The 15,908-nt window shown below is 28.1% G+C and carries 16 protein-coding genes; 5 read left to right on the top strand and 11 right to left on the bottom strand.

Going from position 1 to position 15,908, the window contains the following annotated elements:
- Nucleotides 1-27 precede the first annotated feature (27 nt).
- Together ACP5GV_RS05135 and ACP5GV_RS05130 are read left to right on the top strand one after the other, a co-directional pair.
- Nucleotides 28-636 (top strand): hypothetical protein, encoded by a 609-nt coding sequence (locus ACP5GV_RS05135; protein WP_428102667.1) that lies wholly within the window; start codon nucleotides 28-30, stop codon nucleotides 634-636.
- A gap of 46 nt (nucleotides 637-682) precedes the next feature.
- On the top strand, nucleotides 683-1,987 hold the full coding sequence (locus tag ACP5GV_RS05130; protein WP_428068468.1) for a hypothetical protein: 1,305 nt from the start codon (nucleotides 683-685) through the stop codon (nucleotides 1,985-1,987).
- Nucleotides 1,988-1,991: 4 nt separating this feature from the next.
- Here ACP5GV_RS05130 and glcV read toward each other — a convergent pair whose 3' ends face one another.
- From glcV to galT, 3 genes are all read right to left on the bottom strand, one after another.
- Nucleotides 1,992-3,077: an ABC transporter ATP-binding protein gene (gene glcV / locus ACP5GV_RS05125; protein ID WP_428102664.1), complete on the bottom strand. Its 1,086-nt coding sequence runs from the start codon at nucleotides 3,075-3,077 to the stop codon at nucleotides 1,992-1,994.
- 145 nt (nucleotides 3,078-3,222) lie between these two features.
- A complete protein-coding gene (locus ACP5GV_RS05120; protein WP_428102661.1) occupies nucleotides 3,223-4,287 on the bottom strand; it encodes a galactokinase in 1,065 nt (354 codons plus the stop codon).
- A gap of 9 nt (nucleotides 4,288-4,296) precedes the next feature.
- Nucleotides 4,297-5,280, bottom strand: coding sequence for a galactose-1-phosphate uridylyltransferase (gene galT / locus ACP5GV_RS05115; protein WP_428068471.1), 984 nt, complete (start codon nucleotides 5,278-5,280; stop codon nucleotides 4,297-4,299).
- 78 nt (nucleotides 5,281-5,358) lie between these two features.
- Here galT and ACP5GV_RS05110 point away from each other — a divergent pair, with 78 nt between their 5' ends.
- Nucleotides 5,359-6,201: a hypothetical protein gene (locus ACP5GV_RS05110; RefSeq protein WP_292319712.1), complete on the top strand. Its 843-nt coding sequence runs from the start codon at nucleotides 5,359-5,361 to the stop codon at nucleotides 6,199-6,201.
- A gap of 118 nt (nucleotides 6,202-6,319) precedes the next feature.
- Here the strand turns inward: ACP5GV_RS05110 and ACP5GV_RS05105 are convergent, their stop codons facing one another.
- Nucleotides 6,320-7,339, bottom strand: coding sequence for a zinc-binding dehydrogenase (locus tag ACP5GV_RS05105; RefSeq protein ID WP_428068473.1), 1,020 nt, complete (start codon nucleotides 7,337-7,339; stop codon nucleotides 6,320-6,322).
- Nucleotides 7,340-7,380: 41 nt separating this feature from the next.
- Nucleotides 7,381-8,142: a metallophosphoesterase family protein gene (locus ACP5GV_RS05100; protein WP_428068475.1), complete on the bottom strand. Its 762-nt coding sequence runs from the start codon at nucleotides 8,140-8,142 to the stop codon at nucleotides 7,381-7,383.
- Between the two features lie 141 nt (nucleotides 8,143-8,283).
- Between ACP5GV_RS05100 and lysS the strand changes: the two genes are divergently transcribed.
- Nucleotides 8,284-9,774, top strand: a complete 1,491-nt coding sequence (gene lysS, locus ACP5GV_RS05095; RefSeq protein ID WP_428068477.1) for a lysine--tRNA ligase — start codon at nucleotides 8,284-8,286, stop codon at nucleotides 9,772-9,774.
- A 62-nt stretch (nucleotides 9,775-9,836) separates the two neighbouring features.
- Nucleotides 9,837-10,202, top strand: a complete 366-nt coding sequence (locus ACP5GV_RS05090; protein WP_428068479.1) for a DsrE family protein — start codon at nucleotides 9,837-9,839, stop codon at nucleotides 10,200-10,202.
- Nucleotides 10,203-10,321: 119 nt separating this feature from the next.
- Here ACP5GV_RS05090 and ACP5GV_RS05085 read toward each other — a convergent pair whose 3' ends face one another.
- From ACP5GV_RS05085 to ACP5GV_RS05060, 6 genes are all read right to left on the bottom strand, one after another.
- Nucleotides 10,322-11,428, bottom strand: a complete 1,107-nt coding sequence (locus tag ACP5GV_RS05085; RefSeq protein WP_428102659.1) for an MFS transporter — start codon at nucleotides 11,426-11,428, stop codon at nucleotides 10,322-10,324.
- Between the two features lie 16 nt (nucleotides 11,429-11,444).
- Nucleotides 11,445-12,551 (bottom strand): MFS transporter, encoded by a 1,107-nt coding sequence (locus ACP5GV_RS05080; protein WP_428102655.1) that lies wholly within the window; start codon nucleotides 12,549-12,551, stop codon nucleotides 11,445-11,447.
- Nucleotides 12,552-12,555: 4 nt separating this feature from the next.
- Nucleotides 12,556-13,608, bottom strand: a complete 1,053-nt coding sequence (locus tag ACP5GV_RS05075; protein WP_428102652.1) for a glycosyltransferase — start codon at nucleotides 13,606-13,608, stop codon at nucleotides 12,556-12,558.
- Nucleotides 13,608-14,891 (bottom strand): NAD-dependent epimerase/dehydratase family protein, encoded by a 1,284-nt coding sequence (locus ACP5GV_RS05070; RefSeq protein ID WP_428102650.1) that lies wholly within the window; start codon nucleotides 14,889-14,891, stop codon nucleotides 13,608-13,610. The genes ACP5GV_RS05075 and ACP5GV_RS05070 overlap by 1 nt, the downstream gene beginning before the upstream one ends.
- 72 nt (nucleotides 14,892-14,963) lie before the next feature.
- Nucleotides 14,964-15,248, bottom strand: coding sequence for a winged helix-turn-helix domain-containing protein (locus ACP5GV_RS05065; protein ID WP_292319703.1), 285 nt, complete (start codon nucleotides 15,246-15,248; stop codon nucleotides 14,964-14,966).
- Entirely contained in the window at nucleotides 15,226-15,906 is a 681-nt protein-coding gene (locus tag ACP5GV_RS05060) for a hypothetical protein (protein WP_428102647.1), read from the bottom strand. Before ACP5GV_RS05060 ends, ACP5GV_RS05065 begins: the two co-directional genes overlap by 23 nt.
- Nucleotides 15,907-15,908 lie beyond the last annotated feature (2 nt).

Genomic DNA, 15,908 nt, shown 5'->3' with positions numbered 1-15,908 from the left:
CATGACTACATATTTTTGGTGTAAAATTTGGAAATGAAGATATCAGTGATTGTTGCGATTGTAATAATAGCTGTAGTTGCATCGTTAGGCGTTTATTATTACGGAGTTATGAATAAACAAAAAACAACTTCTTTAAGTCCTTCACTATATCCTGGATATGTTTCTACAGATAAAATAAACAATATATTTGGCGGCACATGGCTCATTATAAGTAATGTCTCAGGCTATATTTCTATCAATCATAACAATAATACTATAAAGATTAGCTTTGTAAATGGTACAACAGTTGAGAATCCAGCATCTAATTATCCTAATATTTATAGTAATAGTTTCTATAATTATACGATATTAGAAAGTGTTACAGAATATTATCAAAAATCTAATTCAAGCAATATGCTAGCAATAGAAGTAGTAGAAGCAAATGTTAGTGGAGAACCTTTATTAAACCAAGATATTCAATATATAGCAAGTCTATATGGTTATTCAATTAATAGTATGGGTAACATCAGTTATGTTCAAGCTGGTAACTCAATTATAGCAATTTATAAAAACTATTTAATTTTATTAGCATCTACGCAAAATTATGGGAATAAAATGTTAATCCTGTTGAACGAAACAACAAAGACATTTAAATAAACTTTATAAAAACTATTTTTTATTAATAGATGTGGTGTAGTCATTTGTGAAATGCTTTTCAGAATTAATTAAATATATAGACAACCAGCAATGGAGACTTAATTGTAGTTCTTTTGATAGCGATTGTATTAGCAATGGAGACTTAATTTATATCAAAGAAGAAGGATGCAATGAAATATTATTTGCTCCATTATTATATAAAAGAGATAGTCTGATCTTAGCTGAAGAAAATATAGAGTTTATCAACAATTTAATTTACAATAAGGTAAAATCGTTTAATTCTGATTGTAAAACTGATATAGGGAAAATAGTTAATATTAAACCAATTACTTATGGGAACAGATCTGTAATATATGAAATTTTTAATGAATACAATAATAAATATTTATTAAAGGTAATGAAAAGATTAGAGATTGACAACATAGAAGATAAAGTTATAAAATACTTAACTAACGCAGGATATAGAAATATACCTAGGTATTATTGTTCAATAAGATATAAAGATTATTATTATGGATTAATTACAGAAATCATAGAAGGAGAACCGGCAGCAACATATTATATAAATTCAGCTGTTAGATTTATCAAAAAGTTGGGAAATTATGAATCTATTGGAAATAATATTGGCATCAGCTTGGCTAATTTACATAATATATTGAAGGAATGCAGAGAAGATTTTTGTTATACCGAAGTTGTAAGTGAAAAAGTGCTGGAAAGTTGGATGAATAGAATTCAATACAGAGAAAAATGGATAAAGAATAACCTAGATAATTTACAATATCAGGAAGACAGAAATATGGCTATAGAGGCTTTAGATTCTATAGATGAGATGTTAAATATTATAAGGCCAAATTTAAAAAATTTAATAGGAAAAAATTTGATGAGAATTCACGGAGATCTGCATTTATATCAAATTTTAGTTTCAGATAAGAACATTTATTTTACAGATTTTGAAGGAGAGCCTTACAAGTTTCCAGGAAATAAACTGGAAAAAGAAATGCCAGAAAGGGATTTGGCTGCACTCATAAGAAGTATAGATTATACTGCAATAATGGCATTGCAATTAATATATGGCTCTAGCGTAAAAGATTCTTTGGACTTGTTAAATAATGATATTCTTGAGTGGGAATATAATTCGTCAACACAGATTTTAAACGAATATATAAAGACAATTTCAGAGCCAATAAGGGAGAATATGGACCAACTAGATATATCATTATCATTTTGGTTATTAGAAAGAGCTACATATGAAACAGTATATGAAATTATTGCAAAGACAGGTTATCATACAATACCTATGAACGCGTTAATAAGAATGAAAGAAGGTAAAGACAAATTCTTTAAAACATAAGAATTTATATTCTATTTCCTTTTTCATCAAATATTTTTATTTTATCTGGCTTAACAAAAAGATTCATATCGGTTCCTGCTTCTATATGTCTTTCTGTATTAACATTAAGCTCTATAGATTCATCATCTATTGGGCTAACAACTACTTTGAACGTACCTGCAACGTAACTTGAAACTTTTATTTTTACTTTTCCTACATTAACAAAACCAGAAATCTCATTAGTCTCTGATATTTTGATATCTTCGGGTCTTATACCTATGTTAACCTCTTCTTTGTCTAATTTTCTATTTATAGGTATCAAGATATTACCAAACTTAATATAATTATCCTTTATTTGTGCTTTTACTATATTAATATCTCCTAATAGTTTGGAAACTGTTTCATTTATTGGATTATCATAAATTTCTGATGCATTACCTTTTTGTACGAGCATCCCATTAACAATTATCCCTGCCTCTTCTGTTATGGCAAATATGTCTGCAGGATCATGAGATACTACAATTGTTGTAAGCTTTAATTCTCTCTGAATCTTTCTAACTAATGCTCTTGCGCTATCTCTAATTTGAGCATCTAAATTGCTAAATGGTTCATCTAAAAGAAGGATTTTAGGATTTTTTACTAATGCTCTAGCTAAAGCAGTTCTTTGCATTTGCCCTCCTGAAACCTCTCTAGGATAATGATCAAGTATATGTTTTATATTTAATATTTCTGCAACTTCTTTAACTTTCTTATCTATATCTGATTTAGAAACTTTCATGTTTCTAAGGGGGAACGCAATGTTATCATATATGGTCATATTTGGGTAGAGAGCCCAGTTTTGGAAGACCATTGCAATACCTCTATCTGCAGGATCAACAATTATCCTGTTTGGAGCTGAAACCATTTTGTCATCAAAATATATATATCCATCAGTGGGTAATTCTAAACCTGCAATAAGTCTTAAAAGAGTAGTTTTACCTCCGCCACTTGGGCCTAATATGCCAAACGATCTTCCATCGTTAACCTCTAAGTTTATTTTGTTAGAAGCATAAATTAGGTTTTTTCCTTTTTTAAATACTTTTGTTAATTCTTTGAGTACTACTTTTGCCATAATGGTTACCTCTTTTTTGTCATTTTTTTAATATCAATTCAGGTTTAAAGACTTTAATAAAAAAATTATTTTTTAATAATTAAAGTAATTTATTAAATATTAAAAAATTTAATATAGTTTTTCTAATTTATTAAATATTAAAAAATTAATTTTCAATAATATTTGCGCCATCATTGCTTTCAACTATATTATAGAATGACTTATATTCAAATACTTTAATATATTCTTTATGTACGGATTCTGCAATTTTTTCTGCTTTATCTCTTAAAGCAAGTATTATAGCAGATCCTCCAAATCCAGCTCCTGTTAATCTTGCTCCTAAAGCGCCGTATTTCATCGAAGTTTCTACTATGAAATCTAATTCTTTACTGCTAACTTCATAGTTTTTAGCAATATCGTTATGAGATTCTATTAGAAGTTTTCCCAAAAGTTCTAAATTATTTTTCTTTAGCGCTTCTTTGGCATTAATAACTCTGTTGTTTTCTCTAATTATGTATCCCATTCTTTTTCTATATAATGGATCTAGTTTTTCCAAGTCTTTTTCTATAATTTCTTTCGAGGAATTCTTATTAAGTATTCTTAAGCTATCTTCAACAATTTTTTTCCTATCAGCATATCCAGTTTTAGCTAGTTCTCTTTTTACGCCTGTATTGTATACTATAACAGAGATATCTTTCGGAAAAGGTATGTATTCATATGATAGAGTCTCTGTATCTAGAAAAATAGCAAAACCTTTTTTCCCAAAAGTAACAGCAAATTGGTCTAATATTCCTGAAGGAACACCTACAAAATCATTTTCTGCTTTTTTCCCTATTAATGCTAGCTGTAATTTGTTTAATTTTAAATTATAGGAATTATTTAACGCAACTAATATAGCGAGTTCTAAGCTTGCGCTAGAGCTAAGACCAGAACTTATTGGTAGGTTCCCATAAATCCTACCTTTAATTCCTCCAGGTTTTAAATTTAATTCAAACAAAGCATTATAAACACCTAAAATATAATCAATCCACTTGTTTTGTTTTTTATTAATCATACTTAAATCAAGTTCTATTTCTTCATTATAAGCGTCTGAACGTAAGCTAATTTTATCATAAGGTACGTATTCCAAATAATTTCCTAAATTTATAGCCATAGGCATTACATATCCATAAGAATAATCAGTGTGTTCACCTATTATGTTTATTCTTCCAGGAGAAAAGATTTTTGACATTCTATCACCTCATTCTATGCAAATCCCTCTATAGGATTTATTAACCTTTTTGCAAACATCTTTTAACTTTTTTGCATTCTCCTCTGGAATACCATCATAAGTAAAATCCCATGTGCTCATTTCTATCCCAGCTGCGTACTTAATTTTATCTTTATCCCTTAATATCGGATAAATTTCAAGATGAATATGGAATATATTTGAAAAATTACCTTTTAATGGAGCTTGAATTAGAGCAAAAGAATATGGCATCTCTCTATCGAATAAATTATTTAGAGAATTAAGACTAAGCTTTATTGCATCAGCAAAATCTAAAATTTGATCTTTATTGAATTGTGTTATGTATTGTAAATGATTCTTTGGATATATATGTATTTCAAATGGCCAATTCGAATAATATGGAAGAAATACTACGAAGTTTTGATTTTCATATATAACTCTATCTTTGCTTTTTATTTCTTCTTTAATAATTCTACAAAAAATACATTCATTGTATCTTTTAAAGTAGTTTCTTGAATTTTGTATCATGTTTCTTATTTTTAAAGGGATAAAAGGCATGGCATAATATTGTCCATGTGGATGAGTTAAGCTAACTCCTATTTCCTCTCCTTTATTTCTGAAGATCATTAAGTATGCTATTCTCTTATCATTTATGTACTTGTTAGTCACGTTTATCCATTGCTTAATGACCTTAACTAATTGATCTATAGGTAATTCATCTAAGTCCTTTACGTCGTGAATAGGAGTCTCTATTATAACTCCGCATTCTCCCATAGATTTTGCTTTTCTATAAAATCCTTCACTTTTTACATTTTCAGAATCAAAGCTTAGTACAGCATATTTGTTTGGTAATACTAATGTATCCCAATTATATCCCGTTTCTTCACTTCCTGGGCAAAATGGGCAAAAATTTTGAGGTCTCCATCTTCTTTCTTTTCTTATCGAAGAAACCATTATCCACTGGCCTGTTAATGGATTATAGCGTAACTCTCTCATCTAAGACCGCCATTATTGTTTTATCTTATTAACCAATTATATATTAATTTTAAAAATCATTAATATATAGGGATATATTTGAGGATTGAACTTGATGGGTCTAAAATAAAGATTAACGAAAATGTATGTTGTGATATCAAATTAAGTAAAAAAGAAATAAAAGTCGAAGGAAAATTTCCATATAATGTTATTATAAAGCTCGGTTATAATGGCTATAGGATAATTCAGGATAATATTGAAGTTGGTAGAGGCAAAGGATTTAATGTTATATATAAAGGTAATTCAGTGAAACCTAATGTTAGTAAAGAACAGGTTTCATTAAACTTAATAAATGGCAAAGAAATTAATTTTATTGATAGTAATAATATGATTATTGGAAAGTTAAAGTTTGATAATGGAAAATTGATAGGGGATTTCGATGCTGACTATGCTATATTTGGAATAATTTATATGTCTTATCTTTTTGGAGTTATGAATAAAACAATTAATGCATATAGATCAGGAGAAGGTTTAAATAAGCCGCTTGTATCACTAAGAATTAGTTCATCTTACATAAAAATATCATTATTAATTTTTGTTTTATTACTTATTTCTATAGTTTTTATATCATCTTTTTCAGTTTTGCTGGCATATATTATATCTTTATTCTTATTATTGGTTCCTATTATAGCTAGGGCAGCCAGTGCTAATGAATATATAAATTTTTATGATGATCATTTAGAAATTTATAAAAGGCCATCATACAATAAAACAATAATTTTTTATTCTGATGTGAAAGAAATTAAACCAAGAAAAAGAGGATTTATAATGTCACTAAACAAGCGTATTTTAAATAAAGATTTAATATATATACCTTATGATCCTAAGATAGAAGGAAATAAGAATTTATCGAATTTTATACAAGAAAAAATAAGTAACTGATATTTTATAAAGTATATTTCATAAATCAATAGTTTTTATAATCACATAATAAAATTTTATTTAAGAGAAATATTTAAAATTATTAATAAAATTTTTGGAAATGATTATTGAGAATAAATTAAATTTTTACTAATAGCTTTCCTATGATCTCATTATTCTCCATTATTTTGTGGCCATCTATTACTTCTTCGAGGCTAAGTTTTCTTGATATATATGGCTCGATCTCATTATTCTCAACATATTTAATAGCATTTTTTAATTCTAATTTAGATGCATTATGAATACCGTAAATTCTCAGATTTTTTAAATAAAATTTTTGCCAGTTTATGGGAAAGACGTTACCTCCTAAAAATCCAAATACTATAATCTTTCCATTAGTTTTTGCAACATCTAAGGAAACTTGCATAGTTGGGTTTATAATATAATCTATTACAATATCAACGCCTTTTTTATCTGTTATTTCCATGACCCTTTCTGTTATGTTTTCTTCATTACCATTTATCACATAGTTTGCACCTATCAATTTTAAAATTTTTTCTTTTTCTTCATTTCTGGTAGTTACAATAGATTTGGCGCCGAATAACTTGGAAACTTGAATTGCAAATGTACCTACACCTCCTGAACCACCATATATTAAAACAAAATCATCTTTTTTTATTTTACCAACAGTAACTAATGCACTCCAGGATATTGATAATGATAGAGGTGTCACTCCTAGTTTTTCTCCATTACCTTTCACTTTTATTAGTGTTTTCGATGGAACCTTAACAAGCTCTGCATGGGATCCGTTTATATGAAATCCAATCATTTTCCATAGATTGCACATATTTTCTTTTCCTGATAAACAAAATTCACAATGGCCGCAACCAAATACTGTGTTTGCAACTACATAATCTCCAGGATTTATTTCGTCATTATTGTCGACATCTATAACTCTACCATATAGATCTATTCCAGGTATATGTGGTAATGGTATATTAATGCCCGGATATCCTTTTCTTATAAGCAAGTCTATTCTATTTATTGATGAATATTTTACTTCTATTAGTGCTTCCCCTCTATTAATTTTAGGCTCGTCAACATCACCATATTTTAAAACATCAATGCCCCCATGAGAATTAAAATAAATTGCTTTCATTTTTATCTCCTATTTTTATCACTATATAGTGGTTAAAAATTTTAAGCGTTTCTCCTTAGAATTTTACCATTAATAAACATATATTTTAGATACGTAAGATAGGGTTCTGGAATCATTAGATCCTCTAAATCCTTAACAACTTTTTCTATATTATATTTAATTCTTCTTAATTCTATTGTTTTGTTTTCTGTATTAATTATTGCATAGGCAGCCCTATTATCTCCATCCCTGGGTTCTCCTGCACTACCAGGATTTATTAATAAGCTATTATTTATTTTCTTCATGAATTGAAAATGCGTATGACCTACTATATATAAATCATATTCCAATTTGATATTTTTTGTCTCGTTTAATCTTACCTCTCTGTTTAACATATTTATTGTCTTCTCTTCATCTAACCAAGGATATATATATCCATAAAGAGGACTAGATGGCGATCCATGAATTATTAATGTTTTTCCAAATCCTTCTATTTCAGTTTTGATTTTATTTTTAAACTCTTTGAGAAAATCTAAATGGGTTTTATTTAAAAGTTTTTTAGTAAAATTTTCTCTAAAATAAACGCTTATCCAATGAGTCTCTTCGCCACACATACAATCTACATTATATAATATAGCATTATCATGATTTCCTAATACAGAGTTAGCTCCTATTTCTTTTAATTTTTCAACAACTTCAGCAGGCCGTGGACCATAATCAACAGCGTCTCCAATAAAATAAGCATAATCAAAGTTTTCCTTATTTATAATTTCTTTTAAAGACTCGATATTTCCATGAATATCACTTAACAGCAGTATTTTCATTTTGCCACCAATTTTATATAATTGGTTTATGAATTATTAAATATATGTCTATATCTTTTATGCAATATAATTAACATATAGCAATAATAGGAACTAAAGCTTAAAATATTAAATATCTAGGATTATATAGGTGTAAATTAAATGAAATGGGACGAAGAAAGATTAAAGATTCTAGAAGAATTAAGATCCAAAGGTATAAACCCCTATCCTCCAAAATTTGATTTTACACATACTATTAAACAGATAAGAGATGAAGTAAATAAACTTAATAAAAAGAGTCATGAACCATTTATGCATAATATATCAACCGTAGGTAGAATAGGTAATATTAGGAGGCATGGAAAAGCAGCTTTTATAGATATATTTGATGAGGGGGAAAGACTACAATTATATGCTAGAGTAAACGAGTTGGGAGAAGAAAAGTATAATGAGTTTATTCATATAATTGGAAGAGGAGATATAATAGGGGTTAAAGGAGATTTATTCTATACTATGAAAGGAGAATTAACCTTAAGAATTAATGATTATGCATTATTATCTAAAGCTCTCATCGAACCTCCTGATTGGTCAAAATTATCACCTGAGTTCAGATATGCACATAGATATGTCGATTTCTTATACAATGCAAATGCAAGAGAACTGATGATAACTAGATTTAACATAATTCAACAAATAAGGACATATTTATATAATCAAGGGTTTATTGAGGTAGAAACACCCATTTTGCAACCTGTATATGGCGGAGCCTTAGCAAAACCTTTTAAATCCCATGTTAATGCGCTAAATGAAGATTGGTACTTAAGGATATCTTTAGAGTTATATTTAAAAAGATACATAGTAGGTGGATTTAACAAAGTTTTTGAAGTTGGGAAGGTATTTAGAAATGAAGATATCGATGTAACTCATAACCCAGAATATACGCTGTTGGAACTTTATTGGGCGTATGCAGACTATAAAGACATAATGAATTTGACAGAAAACCTAATAAGAGAAGTTGCTAAAAAAGCGTTAAAAGAACCTAAAATTAAAAAAGTTATTAATGGAAAAGAATATGAAATAGATTTAGAAAAACCATTTAATAAGATAACGATGTTTGACGCATTATCAAATGCTATTGGCAAAAATATAGAATCGGTTAGCGATGATGAATTAAAAAGAATGTTAGATGAAATTAATCAAAAACCAAGAGGTAATCTATATATAAGAGGCTTTATGATAGAGAAATTATTTGATAAGCTTGTTGCTGACAATATAGTAGAACCAACATTTATTCTCGATTATCCTATTGAAACAACGCCTTTATGTAAACCCCATAGAAATAAACCAGGCCTAGTAGAAAGGTTTGAACTGTACGCAGCTGGTATGGAACTTGCTAATGCCTATTCGGAGTTAAATGATCCAATTTTACAAGATGAGTTATTCAAAAAAGAAATGGAAATGATGAAAAGAGGGGATGAGGAAGCGCATCCATATGATTTTGATTTTGTTAGGGCTTTAAGCTATGGTATGCCCCCTACAGGAGGTGTAGGTATAGGCATAGACAGAGTTGTTATGCTTTTGACAGGTGTTTATAGTATAAAGGAAATAATACCATATCCAATGATAAGTTATAAATTAGTTGAAGAAGAGTAAAAATTTTAATATATAAATAAAAACTTATTTTCGTTCAATACATTAGATCTTGGTGAATAATATTGAATCATAAAATAAAAGTTGTTTTCCATATCGACAAAGATGAGGACGAAATACTTAGGCTTTCCCTAAATAATATAAAAAATTTTATCGATGAGTCCTTGTTAGAAAATTATTTATATGAAATAGCTCTTGTTGCAAATTATAAAGCCCCTTTGTTATTTTTGAAGAGTAGTATTAATGAAGATAAATTAAGATTTATAAAAGAATTAAATGAAAGAGGTGTCAAAATTTATATATGCGAAAGATCTATGAAAGCCTTGAACATAAGAAAAGAAGATCTAATAGACTATTGCAAAACAACTCCTTCAGGAGTATTTAAGATTGCAGAACTCGAAAAAGAGGGTTTTGCTTACATTAAACCTTGATGGAACTATTTTTTATAATTAGCAGTCAGTTACTATTATATTATTGTTAACTCCCCGGTTAACAATAGAAAATTCTTTACATAAAGTTTTGAATGAAAAATATAAATATTATAAATATTTTATGATTTTAAATAATGTGAACTAGTTAATAATAGTGCTATACTTAGTATTGATGATATTAATAAATATATTCCACTCAACAATACTCCCTTTCCTAAAATTATGGAAAAGACTTCCCCTCCAAGAATACCTGCTATGGCTTTTCCGGTATATAAAATCCCATTATTTGCAGTTGAATATTTTGTTCCGAATAAATCTCCGACTAAAGAGAAATATAATGGTATCAGAGCTCCTCCGAATAAACCTATAATTATGGCAGATAAGAATATTTGATTTATTATCAACAAAATATTTCCAATAATAACCAAACAAATTGAAATAAACAGTGTTTTAAATCTACCTAATTTGTCTGATATGAATCCTATTATTGGTCTACCTAAGCCACTCATTAAAGCAAATGTGCTTATTAAAATAGCCAATATTTTTATTTCAGATTGATGAGATACAAATGAAAGGGCGCTAGACATAGATAGTAGTGGGACTACCGAAAAAACATATGAAAAATAAATTAACCACCATTTTCTTGTTACTATAATTTTAGTTGGTCTTATACCAGAAATTTCTTTTTTAGGATAATCTGAAAAGTAAAGAAGTATTGGTAATAGTATTAACTCTATAATTCCTATAATTAAAGAAGGTTCTCTAAATGATTTAGATTCAATAATGAAGGGATTTGCAATAGTTGCTCCCAAACCAAATCCAAATGAAACTAGACCTGTAGCAAATCCTCTTTTTTCATAATACCATTTTACAGCTAAATTAGATGCAATCATATATAGGATTCCTTCACCAGCGCTTCCTATTGACCAGAAAGCATAAAACGAAAGTAGATTTTTGCTAGTATAGGTGCCTAAGAAACCAATTGATGATAATATTGATGATAAAATACCTATAATTTTTGGGCCATAAATGTCTGCTATATAACCTCCAATTACTTGAAAAATAGTTGAAAATATTGCAAATAGCGAAAATGCTAGTGATATTTGACTTAAGCTAGCATTAAATCCTGATGATAATAGAGGTGCAAAGGCATTCCATGAATATTGATATATAGAATTGAATGACATTACTATGATTCCTATGATTAGCATACTACTTTTTCTCAATTGGGATCTCCTTCAATCATTTAAAATAAAATATTAACATTAAAAAGGGTATTGGTAATGCAAACAAAAACAGACTTTTTATAGTAAACATATTTATTATACCTAGTGCGAATATAGGAGATAAAAACTCGGCAATTCCAGAAGAAGCAGAAAATAATAAATTACCAGCAATTATGTTATTCTTGTTTAACGATTTATAAGCATTATAAAGAAAAGTTGGATATAAAATTGAATGCGGAATGGCAAATAGGAGTAATGCAAGTATATTAATATATATATTATGAATGTTTAAAAGAATAAATGAAATTGGAAGAACTAAAATTGCTACAGTTTCTTGTCTCACAAGATTTTTTTCGCTAGATTTTATTGATTTGAACCTTATTATGGAAGAGGTTAAGAATAATAAAAATAGAGAGAGCATAACAACATTTGATTTTAATTTAACTGAATTTTCTTCATAAATTCCCCAATATGATATTATTAATGGTAACGTAAAAGAATAGATAAAATTTAAAATAAAATATTTAGAAAATTTTTTATTTCTCATGATTGAAAAAATAATGTTAAATTTTAATATTAACTTGAAATCATGACGATTAAACTTGTATTTTAAAGCTAAACTTATTGGAATAATCAATAAAATAACTGTGAAAATAAATATATAGAAAAATGAGAGGTATGAAAGTATAATTGATGAAAATAATGTTCCAAGTATTAAACCTAAAGACAAAGCAAAAGAATATAGGCCTATGCCTTCGAATCCTTTATTATCAGTATGCATTGAAGGCGCCAATAGAATAGATATAGATCCTAATCCTAATCCTACAAGACTTACTGAAATAATTAAGTAAAAGAAGTTTTTTGAAAAAATTATTAAAATAAATCCTATTAGAGTAATTAAAAAACTCATTACGATAAAGTTATTAACTTTTTTTGAAACATTAATTAATAGCGAACCAATTCCATTAAAAACCCATAAAATTGCAATTATTATAGAAATATAAAAAGGGGTTATATTAAGTGAAAACGCATATAAAGGCAAAACCGATTGGGCTATAATAGAAGAAAACCTAACTATCGATGTAGATACAAATAGAACCCTATTACTTAAGGTTCTATTCATAAAATTATAACCCTGATAAAACGTTTTCATAAACTTTTGTAAGTTCAATACCAACTGTTTCTGGATTATGTCTTTCCTTAATTAGTGAAATGCTGTTTTCAGAAAACGATTTCCTAACATACTCGTCCGAAATTAATATTGACAGATATTTTTCATAGTCGTATTCATTTTTGCCCACAAATCCATTGTGTCCATGAATTACAGATTCTCTTATAGAATTAATATCTGACGAAACTACTGGAACGCCGTAGGACATAGACTCTAAGATCGTTAATGCATAAGCATCGTATCTAGTAGGTAAAAATGTAATATCTGATGCAGGTATTATTTTTTTATAGAGAACGTTATCATCGGGGTTACTGAAATGATATATATTTTTATAACTGCTGATTAATTTCTTTATATTATTTGGTATTGAGCCAACATAAAATAAGTTCAAATCATTAAACTCTTTTGATAATTTAATAAAAACTTTTAATACTATATCTCCCCCTTTTCTAATAAAATCTCTGCCTATAAATAATATATTGATTCCTTTGTGCTCAATTTTGTTACTTGCTTTGATCGGCATTGGAGGAGGAATTAAAACAACTTTTGATGAATCGACACCGTCTTTTATAAAACCTTTTCTAGCCCAATCAGACCATGTTATTATTGCTCTGCAAGGAGAAGAGTTAAGATAATAAACTAGAAAATCTAGTGCAATATTATAAGTAAATCCTTTTCCACCATAGTATTGATCTAAAAATTGGCTAGGACTTTCATCATTTTCATGTATCCATGGTCTTGAATATAAATAAAAATTCCAAAAGAATGAGTGTATAATTTTTTCATCCTTAGGAATTGGTTGTGATAATCCCTTTAATATTAATCTGGAAAGAGTTGATATAACATTATCTTTATTAAATTCGTAATTTGATGAATTCTTAAATAAAGGGATAACATCGTTAAATACAGTATATTGAACACCTTTTGGAGGATATTTATATCTTAAATATGACCCTCTTCTTAATTTTTTTGTTTTACCATCGATCTCAGAAACTAACATAACTTTCATTAATTTTCACCTATCCTTTCCTCAATAACTGGGCCAAAGTACTTCATAATTTCATTTTTGCTTAATACTCTCATATATTCTTCTGGCATCGGGAATAAATCTGATCTCATGTGTTTTAAGTTTCTCCACTTTACCGTTGGGTATATGAGTTCTTTAAGGCTCATAGCTCTGTTTTTGTATTGTATTACTGTTTCAAATATTTCTCTAATTACGTCTTTGATATCTTTTTTCCTTGAAAATCCAAGGGACGGCAGGATTTTATGCTCTACGCTATAATAATGTTCTTCTGCCTCTACTCTAGGATTATCTATGTACTTTACATTCGGTTTGAATCCAAATTCGTTTGCTATCTCTAATACTTTGTTAGCGAGCTCTAATGTATTATAGATCTCATCTAGCTGATTAACAACTCTATATTCTCCTTCTTTAGGTGGATTCTCTAATAATAGAGTTAAGGCATTAATACTATCATATAATGATAAGAATCCTCTTGTTTGTTTCCCTTTTCCATAAATTAACAGTTCATTTAAAATTACAGCTTGGACTACATATTTGTTTATAACAGTTCCCCAATTGGAATCAAAATCAAATCTTGTTTCTAGTGATTCATTAACTATTTCGTCAATTTTAGTTCCATACACTACTCCTTGCATAACATCAGTTGCTTTGATTCCATGAAGTTTATTTGCTAAAAGCAAATTATACGTATCGAAAATTTTTGTAAGATGGTAGTAGCTTTGTCCAAACCTAGGAAACATAACTTTTGTTTTCCTATTTTTATATTCTATTTCTATATCTCCTTCAGTGATTTCTATATTAGGTGTTCCATATTCTCCCATAGTGCCCATTTTAAGCAAATGAGCTCCTGGAGAGTGCCTTATTAATGAAAACATTATATTTATGTTTGAAATAACATTGTTAATTTCTGTATAAAGCACATGTTCTTGGTCAATCATACTAAAAGGAGCACTCCTTTGTTGTGCGAGATGTACAACAGCCTCAGGTTTATATTTTGAAATTAAATGATCAACTTGCTCAGGGTCTCTTGCATCAATTGGTTCAAATATTAGATTGTCTTTTCCAAAGGTTTCTTTATAAGCTATTAGCCTTTCTGACATAGACTTTATTGGTGTTAGCGAATCAGATTTTACTGATTTAACTAATGCTCTTGTCGAAAAATTGTCAACCATTATTATTGGTATGTCATATTTGACACCTAAATGTATTGATAACGGCCAGCCTATATAACCGTCAGCGCCAAATATTATTATTGGTCCTTTCATTTTATCCCCCAAAAAGAAACGAAAATTGTGATAAATATATACTAGCAAGTACAGACAGTATAGACAAACCGTCTATAAGCTTAGACCAAATCCCCTTAGAAACGAATCAATCTTTTTGAGTTCTTTTACAAACTCTTTACCTTTGTTTGTTAAGATATAATATCTATTGTCTCCATCATTTATCTCATTTATTATTTCTTTTTGTTTTAATTCATCTATATATTTTAATAATCTATCATAGGGAATATTCGCGTTATACATAATCCTTGTTAATCTTGCTTTATCTTCTTTTTCTATGGTTTCTAATATATCTAGGTATATCTTTACTCTTGATCTATTTTTCTTTTGTTCTACCAATATGACCACTCCTTATTAAAAATATTAATAACGAAAGGAAACCCAAAAATTGTATTATGTTTGCTATGAAATAGTAATTTACTGAAAATGATAGAGATGACAGCAAATAAACTATATGAGAAATTAGCATTAATGAGAAAGCTATTAAAACGAGCAATGAGAAAGTATTTTTATTTTTCATATGAATTAAATAGCCTGAAAATACTATAAGTCCTAATAAAAATATTAATATTATTTGAACCGCGTCAAATACGTATGCGCCTAATAAAAAATATTCTCTCTTCTTTGTTAAAATTATTGTAATGAGCAATGGTTCTACATTGCTCCAATATGCTTCCCTAGTATATCCTATAGTAATTATAGTATATGCTATTAATTGTAAAAATAAATATATTAGAGAAGAAATATAAGTTGCTCTTAAGTCTTCTGATATTCTTGCTATATTGAAAGATAATAATATCATTAATGAACCTTGTATAATAAGTCCTAAACCTAATAAGGCAAATCCTAAACTAATATAATTTAATACATTTTCCTTAATTATTTTATTATATTTAAATGAAACAAGGCTAACTGATAAGGCAACGATACCACTTACTACATATAGTATAGCATTTACATTTAGATATATTACTTGATTTCCATAGACAATTATCAAAT

Source organism: Caldisphaera sp. (assembly GCF_049974385.1).
Classification (GTDB): Archaea; Thermoproteota; Thermoprotei_A; order Sulfolobales; family Acidilobaceae; genus Caldisphaera.
The sequence above is the reverse complement of the archived record's forward strand: the minus strand, read 5'-3'. Positions and strand labels throughout refer to the sequence as shown.